Source organism: Enterococcus sp. DIV2453a (assembly GCF_050533535.1).
Lineage (GTDB): Bacteria > Bacillota > Bacilli > Lactobacillales > Enterococcaceae > Enterococcus > Enterococcus faecalis.
This window is the reverse complement of sequence record NZ_CP172899.1, coordinates 1,416,939-1,436,826: the sequence shown is the minus strand read 5'-3', so window position 1 is coordinate 1,436,826 and position 19,888 is coordinate 1,416,939. Positions and strand designations below refer to the sequence as shown.

21 protein-coding genes and 2 riboswitches are annotated in these 19,888 nt (G+C 38.5%); of the genes, 20 read left to right on the top strand and 1 reads right to left on the bottom strand.

The genetic code is table 11. The features are described from left to right. The first annotated feature begins 13 nt into the window (after positions 1 to 13). Genes hslV through IGK03_RS07085 form a run of 4 tightly spaced genes read left to right on the top strand, consistent with a single transcriptional unit; the run spans position 14 to position 3,692 of the window. Positions 14 to 562, top strand: coding sequence for an HslVU peptidase proteolytic subunit (hslV, locus tag IGK03_RS07100; RefSeq protein WP_002357489.1), 549 nt, complete (start codon positions 14 to 16; stop codon positions 560 to 562). 14 nt (positions 563 to 576) lie between these two features. Next, a complete protein-coding gene (hslU, locus tag IGK03_RS07095; RefSeq protein WP_002408464.1) occupies positions 577 to 1,980 on the top strand; it encodes an ATP-dependent protease ATPase subunit HslU in 1,404 nt (467 codons plus the stop codon). 20 nt (positions 1,981 to 2,000) lie between these two features. Next, complete coding sequence (gene codY / locus IGK03_RS07090; RefSeq protein ID WP_002357492.1) at positions 2,001 to 2,783, top strand: GTP-sensing pleiotropic transcriptional regulator CodY; 783 nt, start codon at positions 2,001 to 2,003, stop codon at positions 2,781 to 2,783. Between the two features lie 33 nt (positions 2,784 to 2,816). Then, positions 2,817 to 3,692, top strand: coding sequence for an aldose 1-epimerase family protein (locus tag IGK03_RS07085; protein ID WP_010823702.1), 876 nt, complete (start codon positions 2,817 to 2,819; stop codon positions 3,690 to 3,692). 41 nt (positions 3,693 to 3,733) lie between these two features. Here the strand turns inward: IGK03_RS07085 and plsY are convergent, their stop codons facing one another. Further along, complete coding sequence (gene plsY, locus IGK03_RS07080) at positions 3,734 to 4,363, bottom strand: glycerol-3-phosphate 1-O-acyltransferase PlsY (RefSeq protein ID WP_002360243.1); 630 nt, start codon at positions 4,361 to 4,363, stop codon at positions 3,734 to 3,736. 205 nt (positions 4,364 to 4,568) lie between these two features. Next, positions 4,569 to 4,728, top strand: a riboswitch (cobalamin riboswitch). 118 nt (positions 4,729 to 4,846) lie between these two features. Here plsY and IGK03_RS07075 point away from each other — a divergent pair. The 16 genes from IGK03_RS07075 (at position 4,847) to IGK03_RS07000 (ending at position 19,868) form a co-directional block, all read left to right on the top strand. After that, on the top strand, positions 4,847 to 5,875 hold the full coding sequence (locus IGK03_RS07075) for an ABC transporter substrate-binding protein (RefSeq protein WP_002384486.1): 1,029 nt from the start codon (positions 4,847 to 4,849) through the stop codon (positions 5,873 to 5,875). Further along, complete coding sequence (locus IGK03_RS07070) at positions 5,868 to 6,875, top strand: FecCD family ABC transporter permease (RefSeq protein ID WP_002360246.1); 1,008 nt, start codon at positions 5,868 to 5,870, stop codon at positions 6,873 to 6,875. The genes IGK03_RS07075 and IGK03_RS07070 overlap by 8 nt, the downstream gene beginning before the upstream one ends. Next, positions 6,872 to 7,639 (top strand): ABC transporter ATP-binding protein, encoded by a 768-nt coding sequence (locus tag IGK03_RS07065; protein WP_202334830.1) that lies wholly within the window; start codon positions 6,872 to 6,874, stop codon positions 7,637 to 7,639. The genes IGK03_RS07070 and IGK03_RS07065 overlap by 4 nt, the downstream gene beginning before the upstream one ends. Positions 7,640 to 7,780: 141 nt before the next feature. Further along, positions 7,781 to 8,224, top strand: a complete 444-nt coding sequence (locus tag IGK03_RS07060; protein WP_002363995.1) for a EutP/PduV family microcompartment system protein — start codon at positions 7,781 to 7,783, stop codon at positions 8,222 to 8,224. Continuing rightward, a complete protein-coding gene (locus IGK03_RS07055; RefSeq protein ID WP_002360247.1) occupies positions 8,221 to 8,802 on the top strand; it encodes a cob(I)yrinic acid a,c-diamide adenosyltransferase in 582 nt (193 codons plus the stop codon). Before IGK03_RS07060 ends, IGK03_RS07055 begins: the two co-directional genes overlap by 4 nt. A 44-nt stretch (positions 8,803 to 8,846) precedes the next feature. Next, positions 8,847 to 8,996, top strand: a riboswitch (adenosylcobalamin (AdoCbl) riboswitch). A 292-nt stretch (positions 8,997 to 9,288) separates the two neighbouring features. Further along, entirely contained in the window at positions 9,289 to 10,419 is a 1,131-nt protein-coding gene (locus tag IGK03_RS07050) for a 1-propanol dehydrogenase PduQ (RefSeq protein ID WP_202520365.1), read from the top strand. Positions 10,420 to 10,578: 159 nt separating this feature from the next. Further along, positions 10,579 to 10,926, top strand: a complete 348-nt coding sequence (eutS, locus tag IGK03_RS07045) for an ethanolamine utilization microcompartment protein EutS (protein ID WP_002345864.1) — start codon at positions 10,579 to 10,581, stop codon at positions 10,924 to 10,926. A gap of 27 nt (positions 10,927 to 10,953) precedes the next feature. Continuing rightward, positions 10,954 to 11,526, top strand: coding sequence for an ANTAR domain-containing response regulator (locus tag IGK03_RS07040; protein WP_002357503.1), 573 nt, complete (start codon positions 10,954 to 10,956; stop codon positions 11,524 to 11,526). Further along, a complete protein-coding gene (locus tag IGK03_RS07035) occupies positions 11,527 to 12,960 on the top strand; it encodes a sensor histidine kinase (protein ID WP_002357504.1) in 1,434 nt (477 codons plus the stop codon). A 66-nt stretch (positions 12,961 to 13,026) separates the two neighbouring features. Further along, positions 13,027 to 14,475 (top strand): ethanolamine ammonia-lyase reactivating factor EutA, encoded by a 1,449-nt coding sequence (gene eutA / locus IGK03_RS07030; RefSeq protein ID WP_002382341.1) that lies wholly within the window; start codon positions 13,027 to 13,029, stop codon positions 14,473 to 14,475. 17 nt (positions 14,476 to 14,492) lie between these two features. Next, positions 14,493 to 15,857 (top strand): ethanolamine ammonia-lyase subunit EutB, encoded by a 1,365-nt coding sequence (locus tag IGK03_RS07025; protein WP_002380321.1) that lies wholly within the window; start codon positions 14,493 to 14,495, stop codon positions 15,855 to 15,857. A gap of 17 nt (positions 15,858 to 15,874) precedes the next feature. Beyond that, entirely contained in the window at positions 15,875 to 16,786 is a 912-nt protein-coding gene (gene eutC / locus IGK03_RS07020) for an ethanolamine ammonia-lyase subunit EutC (protein ID WP_002363986.1), read from the top strand. A 13-nt stretch (positions 16,787 to 16,799) separates the two neighbouring features. Next, positions 16,800 to 17,453, top strand: a complete 654-nt coding sequence (gene eutL, locus IGK03_RS07015) for an ethanolamine utilization microcompartment protein EutL (protein ID WP_430602174.1) — start codon at positions 16,800 to 16,802, stop codon at positions 17,451 to 17,453. A gap of 13 nt (positions 17,454 to 17,466) precedes the next feature. Further along, positions 17,467 to 17,985 (top strand): BMC domain-containing protein, encoded by a 519-nt coding sequence (locus tag IGK03_RS07010; RefSeq protein ID WP_002366723.1) that lies wholly within the window; start codon positions 17,467 to 17,469, stop codon positions 17,983 to 17,985. Next, positions 17,976 to 19,454 carry an acetaldehyde dehydrogenase (acetylating) gene (locus tag IGK03_RS07005; RefSeq protein WP_002365684.1) on the top strand — a complete coding sequence of 493 codons (1,479 nt, stop codon included), beginning with the start codon at positions 17,976 to 17,978 and terminating at the stop codon, positions 19,452 to 19,454. The genes IGK03_RS07010 and IGK03_RS07005 overlap by 10 nt, the downstream gene beginning before the upstream one ends. Before the next feature lie 123 nt (positions 19,455 to 19,577). Further along, entirely contained in the window at positions 19,578 to 19,868 is a 291-nt protein-coding gene (locus IGK03_RS07000) for a BMC domain-containing protein (protein ID WP_002357513.1), read from the top strand. The last annotated feature ends 20 nt before the right edge of the window (positions 19,869 to 19,888 follow it).

Below are 19,888 nucleotides of genomic sequence, written 5' to 3'. Positions count from 1 at the left end.
AGGAGGAACAATAATGGTTGAATCACAATTTCACTCTACAACAATTTGTGCAGTCGAAAAAGATGGAAAATTTGCAATGGCTGGTGACGGCCAAGTAACAATGGGGGAATCTGTCGTTATGAAAGGTACGGCCAAAAAAGTGCGCCGTATTTACAATGATGAAGTCGTTGTCGGTTTTGCAGGAAGTGTGGCAGATGCCTTTACATTAGAAGAAAAGTTTGAAGGAAAATTAAATGAATACAACGGAAACTTAACGAGAGCTGCGGTTGAGTTAGCCCAAGAGTGGCGGACACAACAGTCTATGCAAAAATTAGAAGCTATGCTGATTGTGATGAATAAGGAAGAAATGCTCTTAGTTTCAGGAACTGGGGAAGTCATCACACCAGACGATGGTATTTTAGCAATTGGTTCAGGCGGTAATTTTGCTTTGTCCGCTGCAAGAGCCATGAAAAACTTTGGCGATAAAGAAATGCCAGCGAAAGAGATTGCTAAAAATGCCTTAAATATTGCTGCAGATATCTGTGTATTTACGAATCATAATATCATTGTAGAAGAATTATAAGCGAGGGAAAATCCATGAATGAATTAAACAAAACACCAAAAGAAATAGTCAAAGAACTAGATCAATATATTGTTGGACAGCAAGCTGCCAAAAAATCAGTGGCGGTAGCTTTACGTAACCGCTATCGTCGCTTGCAATTAGAAGAAAATATGCAACAAGATATTACGCCTAAAAACTTACTAATGATTGGACCAACAGGTGTTGGTAAAACTGAGATTGCTCGTCGTCTCGCAAAAATTGTCAATGCGCCTTTTGTAAAAGTTGAAGCAACCAAATTTACAGAAGTAGGCTATGTCGGTCGGGATGTCGAATCAATGGTGCGGGATTTAGTAGAAAATGCGATCCAAATTGTTGAAAAACAACAATACAGTCGCGTGTATGCGCAAGCGTTGAAAAAGGCCAATCAACGTTTAGTCAAAGTATTAGTGCCTGGAATTAAAAAAGAACAAAAACAGGCTGGCGGTAATCAATTTGAACAAATGATGAACATGTTTAACATGGCTCAGCAACAGCAAGAAGCACAAGAAGAAGTAACGGAAGATATTCGAGCGAATCGCCGAACAATTTTGGAACAGCTGGAAAAAGGTCTATTAGATAATCGAGAAGTAACAATTGAAATTGAAGAACCGAAGAAAACGATGCCAGCTATGAACAATGGCCTAGAACAAATGGGCATCGACTTAAATGAAACGTTAGGCGCTCTGTCACCAAAGAAAAAAATCGAACGTACTGTAACGGTGAAAGAAGCACAAGACTTATTAGTGAAAGAAGAATCAGCAAAAATTGTCAATGACGCTGATATTCATAGTGAAGCGATTCGTTTAGCTGAATCAAGCGGAATTATTTTTATCGATGAGATTGATAAAATCACCTCTAAAAGCCAACAAAATTCGGGCGAAGTCTCTCGTGAAGGAGTACAAAGAGACATTTTGCCAATTGTTGAAGGCTCCCAAGTTAACACGAAGTATGGTCCTTTACAAACGGATCACATTTTATTTATCGCTTCAGGTGCTTTCCACTTGTCAAAACCAAGTGACTTGATTCCAGAATTACAAGGCCGCTTCCCAATTCGAGTTGAATTAGATGATTTAACGGCGGATGACTTCGTAAGTATCTTAACTGAGCCAAATAATGCTTTAATTAAACAATATGTAGCATTAATTGGCACAGAAAATGTTTCAGTCATCTTTACAAAAGAAGCAATTGAACGGTTAGCACACATCGCTTATGATGTAAACCGTGATACAGATAATATTGGGGCGCGTCGTTTACACACAATTTTAGAACGTTTATTAGAAGATTTATTATATGAAGCACCAGATATGCAAATGGGTGAAATTACGATTACCGAAGCATATGTCAATGAAAAATTGAATGACATTGTTCAAAATGAAGATTTAAGTCGTTACATCTTATAAAAAAGGCTGGAGGAGAAAAGATGGCTACATTATTAGAAAAAACACGTCAAGTGAACGAGCTTTTGCAAAAAAACAATCTGTTTGACGTACAAGCAGAACTTCCGTACAACAAAATGGCAATGATTTTAGGGGATATTTTAGAAAGTAATGCGTATATTATTAGCAGTTCAGGGGATTTGTTGGGGTATACTGAAAAATTAGATGTTAATAATGCCCGTATCAAAAATATGTTTAAAGAGAAAAAATTTCCTCAAGGATACACCGAGGCCGTGGATATGCTCAAAGTAACCGAAGCCAATATTCCAATAGACAGTGATTTAACTGCATTTCCTTTTGAATCACGAGAGCTGTATCCGTTTGGGTTAACCACTATTGTGCCTTTGTACGGTGCTGGCAAACGCTTGGGTACGATTATTTTAGCGCGTGTTGAAAAATCCTTTAACGAGGATGATTTAGTGTTAGCTGAATATAGTGCGACCGTTGTCGGCATGCAAATTTTGTATCATCAATCCAGAACAATTGAAGCAGAAGTTCGCAGTGCGACTGCCGTGCAAATGGCCATCAACACTCTTTCCTATAGTGAATTAAAAGCCGTCCATGCCATTTTTGAAGCCTTAGATGGCGAAGAAGGTCGTTTAACTGCTTCAAGTATTGCAGATGAAATAGGCATTACTCGTTCCGTAATTGTGAATGCCTTAAGAAAATTAGAATCAGCTGGAATTATTGAATCACGTTCTCTTGGTATGAAAGGGACTTATTTAAAAGTGTTAAATCAACAATTTATTAAAGAGTTGGAAAAATAAGCAATTGCTCGTATCAACTAGGAGGACAACGCAATGACTGTACAAATTGAAAATGAATTTCTAATCGCAACATTTGCTGAAGAAGGAGCAGAATTAGTAAGTTTACAATCAAAAGAAACCGGCATTGAATATATTTGGCAAGGAAATCCTGAATTTTGGGCCCGCCATGCGCCCGTACTTTTTCCGATTGTCGGTCGTCTAAAAGAAGATACGTATATGTACCAAAATCAAGCGTATCATTTAACTCAACATGGTTTTGCTCGTGATCAAGTATTTGATGTGATTGAAAAAGGTGGAGAAGAAGTTTCTTTTTCACTAAAATCAACAAAAGAAACCAAGAAGAAGTATCCTTTTGATTTTGAACTAGTGATTACTTATACATTAGAACACCAAGAATTGACTGTAAACTACCAAGTAGAAAATACAGGGAAAGAAGAGATGTATTTTGGGATTGGTGGTCATCCAGCCTTTAATGTACCTTTAGAATCTTCACTAACGTTTGAAGATTATTATCTAAGTTTTTCACCTAAAAAATCACGGACACAAATTCCCTTAGCAGGCCCGTTTATTGATTTAGCGAATAAAACGCTAGCCCAAACGAATACCAGCTTTGACTTAACGCATCAATTATTTGAAAATGATGCAATGATTTTTGAAACAAAAGGTCAAACAGCGATTACAATTGCCACAGACGAAAGTGACCATCAAGTCACTTTGAGTTATCCAGAAATGCCTTTTGTGGGGATTTGGTCACCGACACCGAAAGAAGCGCCTTTTGTCTGTATCGAACCTTGGTGCGGGATTGCTGATGCTGTCGACACAACTGGCCAACTTGCTGAAAAATTTGGCATCAATAAGTTACCAGCTAACGAACTATTTAAAACACAGTATATGATTAGTGTAAAATAAAGAAAAAGGCTGTGAACAAATAATGTTCACAGCCTTTTTCTTTATTTTTTTGCACGTAAGCCAAAAGAAAGGCGACTTTCTGTTCCATTTTTAATTCGCTGAATGTTTTCACGATGACGGACAAAGATAAAAGTAGTCAAAGCAATCGCAATCACAGTTAATAACCAGTTAAATGTTGGTAAAATAGCTGGGACAGTGAAAGGCAAAATAATAGTAGAAAGTGTAATTAGTACAGCGCTAATCATACTTGTTAAACTCACCATACTGGTTAGATACAGACAAATCACAAAAATAAGAGCAGAATAAATAAAAAATGTGGGGCTGTATGCTAATAACATGCCAGCGCTAGTGGCTACGGCTTTACCACCTTTGAAATTGGCAAAAATAGGGAAGGTATGCCCTAAAACAGCTGCTACCCCAAAGAAGAGCGGATTCACGCCTTGTAAACCAAACAAATAGGGTAATGAAGTGGCTAACGTTCCTTTCAAGATATCCATTAATAATACCGTAATTCCGGCAGGTTTCCCTAAGACACGAAATGTATTGGTTGTTCCTGTATTCCCACTCCCAAATTGGCGTATATCTTTTTTAAAGAAAAGTTTGCCAATCCAAACACCTGAGGGAATTGAACCTAATAAATAGGCAACAAGTAACAAAATGACGATTTTCATCAAGTTAACCTCTTTCTTATTCAAACTAGGATTTATTTTATCATGAATAGAAAAACGGAACAACGTCTAATAACTAAAACAAGAAAAGTTTTTCTTTTGCTTGAGGAAGCGTTGACAAATGGTTGATAACCGTTATAATAAATGTGTGTCATTAGACAAAGACGTCTAATCACTGGTTTGAAAATTAGTTATCAACGAAGATACAATATATATGTACTTATGAAGTGTCAGGGAAAGAGGTGCGAATCCTCTACAGACCTACCTACTGTATGGTGGATGAAACCAATAAGACCACAGATTATTCTGGAAGGATTGGGAGTAAGAAGAAGCTAAGTCAGGATACCGGCTTGATAAGTCTAATCATTCTTTTGTAGGAAAAAGAAGGGGCTTTGAAGATAACTGGCTGAGTATATCATTAGCATAGTTAAGTGACTGCTTTTTTTCTATTGGAGAAAAAAGTGGTTTTTTTGTATTGTTTTGACGTTGAGACAAAGGAGGTTCATTTCAGAAAATTTTCCCCAAAATAAAATAGACGAATGCGAGGATGAAAAAATGAAAAAATTTACTTTAACAATGATGACTTTAGGTTTAGTAGCAACACTTGGCTTAGCAGGGTGTGGCAAACAGGAAAAGAAAGCAACTACCTCTTCTGAAAAAACAGAAGTAACGTTACCAACCAAAGACCGTAGCGGCAAAGAAATTACTTTACCCAAAGAAGCAACCAAAATTATTTCCCTAGTACCATCAACAACAGAAGTGATTGAAGACTTAGGTAAAACCGACCAATTAATCGCAGTTGATACTCAAAGTAGTACAATGATGACTGATTTAAAAAAATTACCACAAATGGATATGATGGCTGTCGATGCAGAAAAATTGATTGCCTTGAAACCACAAATTGTTTATGTGAATGACATCAATTTAGCTAGCTCAGAAAGTGTTTGGAAGCAAGTGGAAGATGCTGGAATTACAGTCGTTAATATCCCCACTAGTACAAGTATCAAAGCAATCAAAGAAGACGTCCAATTCATCGCGGATAGCTTATCTGAACATGAAAAAGGACAAAAGTTAATCAAAACAATGGATCAAGAAATCGACGAAGTGGCCAAAATTGGTAAAACCATTAAAAAACCAAAAACTGTTTTGTTTGAAGTAGCTGCCTTACCAGACATTTACAGCTTTGGTAATGGGACGTTTTTAAATGAAATGATTGAAACAATTGGGGCAAAAAATGTTTTGGCAAATGAAAAAGGCTGGTTACCAGTGACAGAAGAAGCGGCCATTGCTGCAAAACCAGAAGTCATTTTAACCAATGTTAACTATATGAAAGATCCCGCCAAAGAAATTTTAGCTCGTAAAAACTGGGAAAACGTTCCTGCAGTTCAAAACAAAGAAGTTTTCGAAATCGATAACATGTCTAGCTCTTTACCAAATAACCACATTACCAAAGCATTAAAACAAATGGCAAAAGCTGTTTATCCAGAGGAATACAAGGATTTAAAAGATGAGTAAAAAAACGTGTCTCATACTGATGCTCTTGATCAGTATGAGCATGCTCTTTTTGGGTATTAAAATTGGAAGTGTTCAGATTTCGTTAACGGATTTGCTTCAAATTTTAGTGAAAAAGACGGTTTCAGAAGACGGGATTTTAGAGGGAATCATCTGGAATGTACGGTTACCGCGTGTCGTGATGGCCTATCTCGTGGGCGCAGGCTTAGCAGTAAGTGGCACGGTGATGCAATCACTCTTAGGTAATCCTTTAGCTTCTTCATATACTTTGGGCGTATCAGCGGGAGCATCCTTAGGCGCTGCGTTAATCATGGTAACTGGAGTAACTGCTTCGATTTTAGGGGCATTTTTATTGCCTTTAACTGGTTTTATCTTTGGCTTAGCAACGGTCTTTTTAGTTTTGTTATTTACGCAAACAATGGATAGTCAAATGTCTAATCAAACAGTTGTTTTAGTGGGGATGATTATGACCTTGTTTGTCGGTGCTATTTTGACGTTGATTACAGCACTTTTCCAAGATTATTTGAAACAATTAGTCTTTTGGCAAATGGGTAGTTTTTCTGGCAGTAATTGGCAAAAAATTGCTATTTATTGTCCAATCTTGCTTGTCAGCAGTTTGTTTCTTTGGTTTGATGCCAACGCATTGGATGTTCTTGGCTTAGGAGAAGAACATGCGATGTTAGCGGGAGTAGAAGTCAAAACAGCAAAACTACGCATTATTCTTTTGGCTAGTTTACTAGCAGGAAGTGCGGTTTCATTTGTCGGTGTGATTGGTTTTGTTGATTTAATAGCGCCACATATTGTCCGTCGCTATCTAGGGGCGACTCATCGCTGGCTGATTCCCGGTTCAGCAATCTTAGGTGGGACCATCATGGTACTAGGGGACACAATTGCCCGCACGATTTTATCACCAAGAGAAATTCCCATCGGGGCCGTAACAGCCTTGATCGGAGCGCCATTCTTCTTGTATATTTACTTTAAAAAAAGGGGCGTTGCTGCATGATTGAATTAAAAGAAACAGCTGTAACGCTCCAACAAACCCCCATTTTAAAAGATATTTCCCTCGTTTTTCCGACAGGTAGTAAAACTTGTATTTTAGGTCCAAATGGTTGCGGTAAAACGACACTTTTAAAAACGATTGCCGGACTTGTCCCTTATAGTGGTTCTGTTTTAATTGATGGTCAAGAAGTTCATGGACAAAAGCGGAAGGAATTGGCAACGAAAGTAGCGATGATGAGTCAATTCACGACAGTTGCTTTTGATTATACGGTTTACGAAACAGTTTTGATGGGGGCGTATCGACAACAAGCACAACGTTTTTTACCTATTGTTTCTAAACAAGAAAAAGAACGAGTCCTTTATTATTTAGAACGCACGGGTTTATTGCCTTTAAAAGATAAAGTTGTCAATCAGCTTTCAGGAGGACAACAACAACGAGTATTTTTGGCTAAATTATTTGTACAAGATCCAGAAATTATTTTATTGGATGAACCCAATAATCATTTGGATATTCGGTATCAACAAGAATTGATTCAGCAGTTAAATGAGTGGAGTGCGCAAGAAGGGAAAACGTTAATCGGGGTGTTTCATGATATCCGTTTAGCGTTAACGCTAAGTGAAAAAATTGTGTTTATGAAGCAAGGGAAAGTGGCCGTGCAAGGTGATTTTCAAACGTTGGCTTCCAAAGAATTTTTACAAACAATTTTTGAAACAGATATTGTCTCCTATTTTCAGAAACAACATAAAGTTTGGGAAACTATTCAATAATTTTGACAAGTTTTTTGGAAACAGGTAAGATAAAGGCAAAGAATCAGAAACACAATGGCGTGTTTTAACAAATCGGCAAAGGAGCCCAAGACTAAGTACGTGATGGTACTTGCTTTGGGCTCCTTTTTTATGGAGGTAGCGATGAAACGAATCATTTTAATGGGAGCTATCGGTTGTGGCAAAACCACGTTATGTCAAGCTCTGCAAGGCAAAGAATTAATTTATGATAAAACACAGGCGGTGGAATTTCATACAGAAATGATTGATACACCGGGCGAGTTTATTTTGCATCGACAATATTATAATGCGTTAAACGTCACAGCGGCAGAAGCAGATGTGATTGGTTTGGTTCAAAGTGCTGTAGAAACACAACAAGTTTTTTCACCAGGATTTGGTAGTATTTTCCCGAAAGAAATCATTGGTATTTTAACCAAGATTGATTTAGCACAAGATTCTCAGCAGTTAGAGATTGTTCGGCAACAATTAAAAAGTGCGGGTGCAACAAGAATTTTTGAAATTTCTTCTGTTGAAAAAATTGGCTTGCAAGAATTAGTAGATTATTTAGAGGAGGATGAAGCAGAATGAAAATTTATACAAAAACTGGCGATAAGGGAATGACGAAATTAGTCGGCAGCTCAACCGTCGCTAAGGATTCTGATCGAGTTGAAAGTTATGGAACGATTGATGAATTGAATTCTTGGGTCGGCTATATTATCAGCCAACTTCCACAAGAAAATCAAGAAATTAAAGAAGAACTAGAAGCTTTACAACATTTACTTTTTGATGCGGGAACAGATTTGTCAACACCGATTGAAGCACAACGACCATTTAAATTACAAAAGGAAAGTGTGCATTGGCTAGAACAGCGGATTGATTTCTACACTGCACAATCACCAGATATTGATCGTTTTATTTTACCTGGCGGAACCCCAGCAGCCAGTATGGTTCATGTGGCTCGGACGATTGCACGGCGCGCAGAACGCATCATTGTTCGTTTAAATTGGACAGCCAAAATTAACGAAGAGGTATTAATTTTTACCAATCGTTTATCAGATTATTTTTATGCGTTGGCTCGCTATTTAAATGTTCAAGCACAACGACCTGATGTTTTTTATGAACGAAGCGAAAAGGTTTTCCATAAAATTAAAGAAGATGGATTGTAAACAGTTGCTTTTCTAAAAAACTTATGGTAAATTTCAGATAGATTAAACGAATATTTTATGAAAAATATGAATGGAAGCCAGTGAGAATCTGGCACGGTCCCGCCACTGTGAAGAAGCAAGGTTGCTTTTAAGTCAGGTCTTTTCATTTTTTCATTATTGGGCATGCTGTTTCGAGGCAAAACAGGATGTTTCTTAACAACGCTTGTGTTGAAAATCCAGCCCAAGATATTTGTATTAATCCAATTAATGGCACGAGGAAGTGCTTTTGGGAATTTTGGGCTGGTCTTTCAATGTTGAAGGAGATTTCAGGTACAATGACGTACTGCTATATTCCCTTTTTTTATTGACAATTAATTAAAGGCGTTGTACTCTATGGATAAGGTTTCGTGTACAATGGCGTATACATAAGGAAGCAAAGACGCTTCAGACAGATGATTTTTCGTTTGTTTGAAGTGTCTTTTTGTATTTTATTAAGGAGGAATTGAGATGAAAACAATTCATTTCCCTACCGAACTATGGGTAGGAGAAGGCGCATTAGCCAATTTGGAAACACTTCATGATAGACGTGTTTTCATTGTCACAGATCCATTCATGGTTGACTCTGGATTTGTGAATGAAGTGACAAAGCATTTAACAAAAAGTGAATGGCAAATTTTTAGTGACATCATCCCCGATCCACCAATTGATAAGATCGCTGCGGGAATTAAGCAGTTAGCGACATTTCAAGGAGATACGATATTAGCTTTAGGTGGGGGATCTGCTATTGATGCGGCCAAAGCAATGAAATTTTTTGGCAAACGTACTTTGCAAACTCAGATTGCTGAGTTTATTGCGGTTCCTACAACTAGTGGAACTGGTTCAGAAGTTACGAATTTTTCAGTGATTACGGTTGCTGAAACTGGCACCAAAATCCCGCTTGTAACAGATGAAATTCAACCAGAAATTGCGATTTTAGATACAAATTTAGTGATGAGTATGCCACCAAAAACCACAGCGGATACAGGAATGGACGTCTTAACGCATGTTATTGAAGCTTATGTTTCAACAGAAGCAAATCCGATTTCAGATGCGTTGTGCGAAAAAGTCGTTCGCTTAGTATTCGACAATTTAGAAATAGCCTTTAATGAGGGTAGCAACCAACAAGCCCGTGAAAATATGCATTTAGCTTCATGTATGGCAGGGATGGCGTTTAATGTTACTTCGTTAGGCTTGAATCACGGTATTGCTCATGCGGCCGGTGCGCGTTTACATGTGCCACATGGACGAATGAATGCAATGCTCTTACCTGAAGTCATTGCATATAACAGTGGCTTAGCGAATGGCAAAGTCACCAACGAACCAACAGCTAAACGTTATGCGCAGTTAGCAAATTGTCTAAATGATACACAGACAACCAATGCACGGATTGGTGTTCAACAATTTATTCGACAAATCAAGCAACTCCGTCAAAAATTAAACATGCCTGCCACTTTTAGTGACTATGGTTTACCAAAAGAAGAAGTCCAAGCTGCGATCCCAAAAATAGCTGAAGGCGCATTGATGGATGGCTGCACCAAAACAAATCCTGTCCAACCAACAGCAGCAGAAGTGACAAAAATTTTAAATTCTATCTTATAAGCGATTGACAGGATGAAATCGATAACATATAATGTGGGTAGCACAACGGCGTGCTTCAAAATTTAAGAGCAAAGAAGCTCCTTAGTAGAAAGCGAAAGTGGAACCTTTACGTTTTTTATTGAGGATTTTTTATTTGCTAAATTAAAGGAGCGAGTCTGGTTGGAAGAAAAACAACGAATGATTCAAGAATATGTTCCTGGGAAACAAGTAACGTTAGCGCACATCATTGCTAGTCCTAATAAAGAAATTTATACAAAATTAGGGTTGCCAGAAGGCACCAGCAATGCACTAGGTATTTTGACAATCACTCCGAGCGAAGCGGCAATTATCGCTGTTGATATTGCGACTAAAAGCGGAGATATCCAAATCGGTTTTATTGATCGTTTTTCTGGATCGGTAGTCATTTCTGGTGACGTAAGCTCAGTGGAAGCAGCCTTACAAGCGGTGATTGAAGGTTTACAACAGATTTTAAACTTTTCTGTAACTTGTAAAATTACCAGAACATAGCGTTGAAAGGACAAGGGCGTGAAGAAAATGGATGGACGAATTGTAATAGTCGATGATGAACCTATTACGAGACTCGATATTCGTGATATTGTGATAGAAGCAGGGTACGAAGTAGTCGGTGAAGCAGCTGATGGTTTTGAAGCAATTGAAGTATGTAAAAAAACACAACCTGACCTAGTATTAATGGACATTCAAATGCCAATTTTAGATGGTCTAAAAGCAGGTAAAAAAATTGTTCAAGACCAACTAGCCAGTAGTATTGTCTTTTTATCTGCATACAGTGACGTACAAAATACGGACAAGGCTAAAAAATTAGGTGCACTGGGTTATTTAGTTAAACCTCTAGACGAAAAATCATTAATACCTACAATTGAAATGAGCATTGAACGAGGCAAACAAACGCAGCTGTTACTAAATCAAATCGATAAATTAAGTTTAAAATTAGAAGAACGTAAAATTATCGAAAAAGCCAAAGGTATTCTTGTAAAAGAAAATCATATATCGGAAGAAGAAGCCTACCAAATGTTGCGTACGTTAAGTATGAACAAACGCGCACGTATGAGTGAAATTGCAGAATTGATTGTAATGGATGATGAATAAATGAAACGATTAGAGCAATTATGTCACCAATATACCAATCTTTCAGAATCAGACATTAAAGAATTACAACGTACAGCACGTTATCTTTCTTCGACGACACTCTATCAAAGTGCAGATGTTTTTATTGATGTGTATAAGGAAATGTCACAGCAAGCACTAGTCGTTTATCATAAGCCGCCTGCGAAGACAACTTCTTTATATAGCGGAGATGTCGTCGGGATGGAAGCTTTATTAAAAAATGAACCTGGTGTTCTGCGTACCATGCAGACTAGCTTAAATAGCATTGGTTTGTTAGCAGTGACTCAGGAAAATCGTTTGATTAAGCAAAATATCTATCCCATTCGCAATGAACATCGAACGATTGGTGTCATCATTGTCGAGATTGCGGCAGATGAAGAGATTCAAGCGGACTTACAAAAAGAGGAGCTAAATAACTGCCAGTTAGCAAAAGTAGCGAAATCAACTAGTCAAGTCGACGCATTATTTATTGATCAATTGGCAGAAGCCGTTTTGATTTTTGATGCGGCGGGTCACTTATTAATTACCAATCACAATGCACAAGAGCTTTATCGCAAACTTGGTTATCGGGATAATATCATTGGAATGAGTTATGACAATTTGTCCATCGATTATACAACTTTTGAATATGTGTTGTATCAAATGAAATATAAAATGAGTAATCAACCAATTGAAAGCAAAACGACCTACCTTAATTATTATTTTAAGGTTCGGAAAGTATGGTTGGCATCAGAAGAACAACTGATTATGATTATTCAAGACAATACAGAATTTAAAGAAAAAGAAGCGGAAATTATTTCCAAATCTGTTGCGATTCGTGAAATTCATCATCGTGTTAAAAATAACTTGCAATCGGTGGTTTCCTTATTGCGTATTCAAGAACGGCGAACGCAAAGCCCCGAAGCAAAAAAAGTCCTTCATGAAAGTGTCAATCGAATTATGGCGATTGCAGCCACCCATGAATTGCTGTCAAAACAAGTCAAAGATGACGTTGCTTTACGGCAAACATTGGAAGCAGTGATGTATAATTTTAGACATCTTTTTCAAGGCGCACAACCCATTGAGATGATGATGGATGTTGATCCAGCCATTATGGTTTCTAGCGAACAAATGGTCACCATTTCCCTTGTTGTCAACGAACTATTACAAAACATTTTTGATCACGCATTTGAGCCACAAACAAGTGGCGTTGTTAAACTTAGTGGAACATTAGATAATAAAATGATTACCATTACTGTTACAGATAATGGTAAAGGCTATGACGTTCATCAAAGTAACGAGACCAGTTTAGGTTTGATGATTGTCAAAAGCTACGTAAAAGATAAATTAAAAGGAAAAATTACAATTGAATCCAATAAACAGGGAACTAAAACCTGTTTCTATTTCGAACAGAACACCAGTGATGTTGTTCATTGATTAAGCAAAGGCGCTTAAAGAAAAGTAGAAAGAAATTTTCTAACGATTCTTTAAGTGCCTTTTTGTATGCAAAAGGAGGCGAGTCAGGCGATGTCGAAGGAAACACTTTTAACCGTAGGGATTGATTTAGGGACGTCTACAACCCAATTAGTCTTGTCAGAATTAACTGTTGAAAATTTTGCCTCTGCGTTTACAGTACCACGTATCAGCATTTCTGATAAAAAAGTCATTTACCGAAGTGACATTATCTTTACACCCTTACTTAACCAATCAGAGATTGATGCAGAACCTATCAAAGCGTTTGTAGCGGAGCAATATCGCCAAGCAGGCATTCATAAACAAGATATTCAAATGGGTGCGGTAATTATCACAGGTGAAACTGCTCGAAAAAGCAATGCCAACAATGTGCTACGAGCACTTAGTGGCTATGCAGGTGATTTTGTCGTTGCTACGGCTGGTCCTGATTTAGAAAGTATCATTGCCGGGAAAGGCGCTGGTGCTCAAACTTATTCTGAAACGAAACGCAAACCAGTGGTTAATTTAGACATTGGTGGTGGAACGACAAATTTAGCTGTCTTTAAAGATGGCGAAGTGATTGACACGGCTTGTTTTGACATTGGCGGACGCTTAATTAAATTAGATCAACAACAAAAAATCACCTATATAGCTCCGAAGATTCAAGAAATTATAAATAAAAAAGGGCTAACCTTGCACCTTGGTGACCAAGCCACCGAACAAAACTTACTGCCAATTATTTCGGAATTAGTTGCCGTGTTAGAAAATAGCATTGGCTTGGGGACACAAAGTCCGTTCTACCAGTTATTAGTAACCAACCATCCACTACGAAAAGGTGAGGAATTACCAATTGTAACATTTTCTGGTGGTGTGGCTGATTGCTTAAATACGACAAGTACGAATCTCTTTAAATATGGGGACATCGGCTTACTTTTAGGGAAATACTTGAGAAAGTCACTGATTTTTTCGGAAAAAGAAGTCTTAGAAAGCGCAGAAACAATCCGAGCGACGGTCGTCGGAGCAGGTTCACACACTGCTGAAATTAGCGGAAGCACGATCGCTTATCGTGAGCAAATTTTGCCGGTAAAAAATATCCCAATTCTAAAATTAGCGCAAGAGGATGAAACCCTTACTGTGACAGAATTAGGCCAGCGAATCCAAGAAAAACTCAATTGGCATCGTATTGAAGAAACACCCCAGATTGCCCTAGCAATTAGAGGCATGAGCAATCCAACATTTGCTGATATTCAACGCTATGGTCAAGGGATTGTGGAAGGATTAGCTAGTTTAGTTGCTGAACAAATTCCCATTATTGTTATGGTGGATGAAGACATGGCGAAAGCTTTAGGGCATGCCTTAAGTGCCCATCTGCCAAAAGACTATCCGTTTATCTGTCTTGATTCGGTCAAAGTAGAAAACGGTGATTATGTAGATATCGGTTTACCAGTGGCAGAAGGAGCCGTCCTTCCAGTCATTGTTAAGACCTTAGTATTTAATTAAAAAGGAGCGACACAAAGATGATTTTAAAAACCAAACTATTTGGCAAAGTCTATCAATTTACATCCGTTAAAGAAGTCTTAGCCAAAGCCAATGAAGAAAAGTCTGGCGACAAGTTAGCTGGCGTAGCTGCTAATTCAGCCGAAGAACGCGTGGCGGCGAAAGTCGTTTTATCGGAATTGTCCTTAAATGACTTGTTTAACAATCCTGTTGTTGATTATGACGAAGACGAAGTGACACGCATTATTATTGACCAAGTCAATATGCGAATTTTTGAAAGTATTAAACATTGGACAGTTGCAGAATTACGCGAATTTATCTTATCTTCGGAAACAACCGATTTTGATATCAAACGAATTTCCCGTGGACTCACTTCAGAAATGATTGCTGCTGTCTGTAAATTAATGTCCAATATGGATCTAATTGTTGGCGCAAAAAAAATCAATATTGAAAAAACCGCCAACACAACGATTGGCCGTCCCGGAACTTTTTCAAATCGTTTACAGCCGAACCATCCAACCGATAATGTCGATGGCATTATGGCTTCAGTTATGGAAGGTCTTTCTTATGGCGCCGGTGATGCGTTAATTGGTTTGAATCCTGTTGATGATTCTACAGAAAGTGTTAAACGGATCTTAAACAAATTTGAAGAGTTCCGCAACGAATGGGAAATTCCAACACAAACTTGCGTGCTTGCTCACGTAACGACACAAATGGAAGCCATGCGTCAAGGCGCGCCAACTGGCTTAGTCTTTCAATCCATCGCTGGTTCAGAAAAAGGAAACACAGCATTTGGTTTAAATGCAGAAATTTTAGCTGAAGCACAAGATTTAGCGCTTCACAGTGGTCAAGCAGCTGGTCCTAATGTGATGTATTTTGAAACAGGTCAAGGCTCAGAACTTTCTTCTGAAGCGAACTTTGGCGCAGACCAAGTCACAATGGAAGCGCGTTGTTATGGCTTAGCCAAAAAATTTGATCCGTATATTGTAAATACTGTTGTCGGCTTTATTGGACCAGAATATCTTTACGATTCAAAACAAGTCATCCGCGCTGGTTTAGAAGATCATTTCATGGGCAAATTAACTGGAATTTCAATGGGCTGTGATGTCTGCTACACCAACCATATGAAAGCTGATCAAAATGATATGGAAAACTTAGCAATGTTATTAGCAACAGCTGGTTGTACGTATATCATGGGGATTCCTCATGGCGATGATGTCATGTTAAATTATCAAACAACTGGGTTCCATGAAACTGCGACGATTCGTGAAACATTAGGCTTACGTCCAATTAAAGAATTTGAAGAATGGATGGAAAAAATGGGCTTAATGGAAAACGGAAAATTAACAAGTCGCGCTGGCGATGCATCTGTATTTATTAAATAAACGAGGTGAGAATACAAATGAACGAAAAAGAATTAAAAGAAATGATTGCCGGAATTTTAACAGAAATGGTCGCTGACAATCAAGCGGTTTCGACTGCCACTGTGACTGCTGAAGAAAAACCAGTCACAACACACGTCACTGAAACGACAGAAATTGAAGAAGGCCTAATTCCTGACATTACTGAAGTAGATTTACGTAAACAATTACTATTGAAAAATGCCGTAGATCCTGAAGCACTATTAAAAATGAAAGCTTTCTCGCCAGCTCGTTTAGGCGTTGGTCGTGCAGGGACGCGTTATATGACTAGTTCAACATTACGTTTCCGAGCGGACCATGCGGCAGCACAAGATGCGGTCTTTTCAGACGTAAGCGAAGACTTGGTAAAAGAAATGAATTTTATTTCTACAAAAACAATCTGTAACAGTAAAGATGAATATTTAACACGTCCAGATTATGGTCGTCAATTTGATGAAGAAAATAGTGAAATCATTCGGAAAAATACGACACCAAAAGCCAAAATCCAAATGGTCGTAGGGGATGGCCTTAGTTCAGCTGCTATCGAAGCGAATATTAAAGAAGTCCTACCAGCAATTAAACAAGGATTAAACATGTACAACTTAGATTTCGACAATGTAGTTTTTGTTAAATATTGTCGCGTGCCAGCAATGGATAAAATTGGTGAAATCACTGACGCTGATGTTGTTTGCTTGCTAGTTGGCGAACGTCCTGGTTTAGTAACAGCTGAATCTATGAGTGCCTACATTGCTTACAAACCAACTGTCGGTATGCCAGAAGCACGGCGGACAGTTATTTCAAATATTCACAAAGGTGGGACACCGGCTGTTGAAGCAGGGGCCTACATTGCCGAAATTATCAAAAAAATGTTAGACAAGAAAAAATCTGGTATTGATTTAAAAGAAGCTGAATAAAGGAGGATTTCTCATGAAAAATGATCGTCTAGGCGCAAATGTCCTAAGTATGAAAGTCATTCCCAATGTCGATCCGGCATTAGCAAAAGAATTATCATTGAAACCAGAACATCGCTCATTAGGAATTGTTACTTCCGATTGTGATGATGTCACTTATGTTGCATTAGATGAAGCAACCAAAGCCGCCGATGTTACTGTAGTTTACGGTAAAAGTATGTATGCTGGCGCAGCAAATGCTTCAACCAAATTAGCCGGTGAAGTGATTGGCATTATTGCTGGTCCGAGTCCTGCTGAAGTCAATAGTGGCTTGAGTGTCATTACGCAAGTCATTGAAGAAGAAGCCAGCTTCTATAGTGCTAACGAAGATGACAGTATTGTTTATTTTGCACATGTAGTATCAAGAACGGGTAGCTTTTTATCTGAACAAGCGAATATTCCTGAAGGTGAAGCGATTGCTTATCTGATTGCACCACCGCTAGAAGCAATGGTTGGCTTAGATGCAGCAATGAAAGCTGCCGATGTTCAAATGGGTGTCTTTTATGGCCCACCTTCTGAAACGAACTTTGGCGGTGCCTTATTGACAGGTAGTCAATCTGCATGTAAAGCTGCTTGCAGTGCGTTTGAACAAGCCATTCAAAATATCGCTGACAATCCGTTGAGTTATTAAGGATGTGACCTGAATGAAAGCATTAGGAATGGTCGAAGTCAAAGGATTTTTAGGTGCCATTAGTGTGGCCGATGCGGCATTGAAAGCCGCCGACGTTACTTTGTTAAAAGCTGAAATTATTAATGGCGGTTTAACAACTGTGGAACTGATTGGTGACGTTGCCGCGGTTCAAGCTGCCGTTGAAGTAGGAACGGAAGTAGCTAAAGAATTAAATTGTTTAATTGCTCATCATGTGATCTCACGGGTTGATGCTCAAACGGAAGTGATTTTATCAGATCCAGAACCCAAGTCAGCACCTGAACCGATGGAACAAGTAGAAGTAATTGAAGAAGAGATTGAAACACCAGATTCGGAAGAACACACTGGCATACGCCAAAAATTAGAAACACAACGCGTGGTTGATTTACGCAAACAAGCCTACAAAATGAACCTAAGTAGTTTAAAGAAAAGTGAGATTAAATTTGCCAATAAAGAAGCTTTAATTCAAGCAATCATGGCGGAAATAGAAAGAAGTGAAGACGAGTGGAATTAGTAGATAAAGACTTACGTTCCATCCAAGAAACAAGAAATTTAATCAGAAAAGCCAAAGAGGCACAGCAAGTATTAGCAACATTTTCGCAAAAACAAATCGATGCGATTGTCCAAGCAGTTTCAGAGGCTACATTTAACCAACGAGAAAAGTTAGCGAAAATGGCCAATGAAGAAACAGGATTTGGTATTTATGAAGATAAAATCATCAAAAATGCTTTCGCTTCAAAAGTAGTATATGACGAAATGAAGGACAAAGCTACAGTTGGTGTGATCAATGATGATGCTGCCAAAAAAGTCACTGAAATTGCTGTCCCAGTTGGTGTGATTGCAGGATTAATTCCTTCTACCAACCCGACATCAACAGTCATTTACAAAGCATTAATTTCATTAAAAGCTGCCAACAGCATTGTTTTTTCACCACATCCCAATGCGTTGAAATCGATTATTGAAACAGTGGAAATTATCCAAAAAGCGGCTATTGCTGCAGGGGCACCAGAAGGTTGTGTCTCGGTCATCAAAACGCCAACCATGCAAGCGACTAGCGAATTAATGAAAAATAAAGAAACAAATTTAATTTTAGCTACTGGTGGAAACGCAATGGTTAAAGCAGCGTACTCTTCTGGAACACCAGCAATCGGTGTTGGGCCTGGTAATGGACCAGCCTACATCGAACGAAGCGCAAATGTTCCTCATGCAGTGAAACAAATAATGGATTCAAAAACTTTCGATAACGGTACAATTTGTGCATCGGAACAATCAATTATTGTTGAAACTGTCAACCGTGAAGCGGTCAAAGAAGAGTTAATTAAGCAGGGCGCGTATTTCTTAAGTCCAGCCGAAGCCGACAAATTAGCTAAATTTATTTTACGACCAAACGGTACAATGAACCCGCAAATCGTGGGTCGTTCCGTTCAACATATTGCTTCATTAGTTGGTTTATCTATTCCAAAAGATCGCCGCTTAATTGTTGCCGAGGAAACACATGTAGGCTTGAAATATCCATTTTCAAGAGAAAAATTGGCACCGATTATTGCTTTCTATACAGTTGAAAACTGGGAAGCAGCTTGCGCGTTATCAATTGAAATTTTGAAAGGTGAAGGTGCGGGTCATACGATGGGTATTCACACAGAAAACAAAGAAGTCATTCGTGAATTTGGCTTAAGAAAACCCGTCTCTCGTTTGCTTGTTAACACCTCTGGTACACTTGGCGGCATTGGTGCTTCAACTAACTTAGTGCCAGCATTAACACTTGGCTGTGGCGCAGTTGGTGGCAGCTCAACTTCTGATAATATTGGGGTTGAAAATCTGTTCAATTTACGTCGTGTTGCATATGGCGTGCGTGATTTAGAAGAGATTCGTCAAGAATTTGGTCAAACATCAACCACATCTGTGGCTACTTCTTGCGAAACAACCAATCAAGAAGAACTAGTAAATGCCGTGGTGGCTCAAGTTTTAGCTCGCTTAAACTAACAAGAAACGAGCGAGTAAGAGTAAAACAAATGAATTATTGGATTTAGGGTTTGGGACCTAAGTCAAATTGCTAATTGTCCCAAATTTTTAAAAATAAAACATACATCTTAGGAGGAAATTATAATGTCAAGTACAAATGCTTTAGGAATGATCGAAACTCGTGGTTTAGTAGGTGCTGTTGAAGCAGCCGATGCAATGGTGAAAGCGGCAAACGTTACTTTAATTGGAAAAGAACAAGTCGGTGGCGGTTTAGTTACAGTAATGGTTCGCGGTGACGTTGGTGCCGTGAAAGCAGCAACAGATGCTGGTGCTGCTGCAGCAGAACGTGTTGGCGAATTATTATCTGTCCATGTAATTCCACGTCCACATACAGAAGTAGACGCTATTTTACCACACGCAACAACTGAATTATAATTTTGATTTTTTGGGGCAGA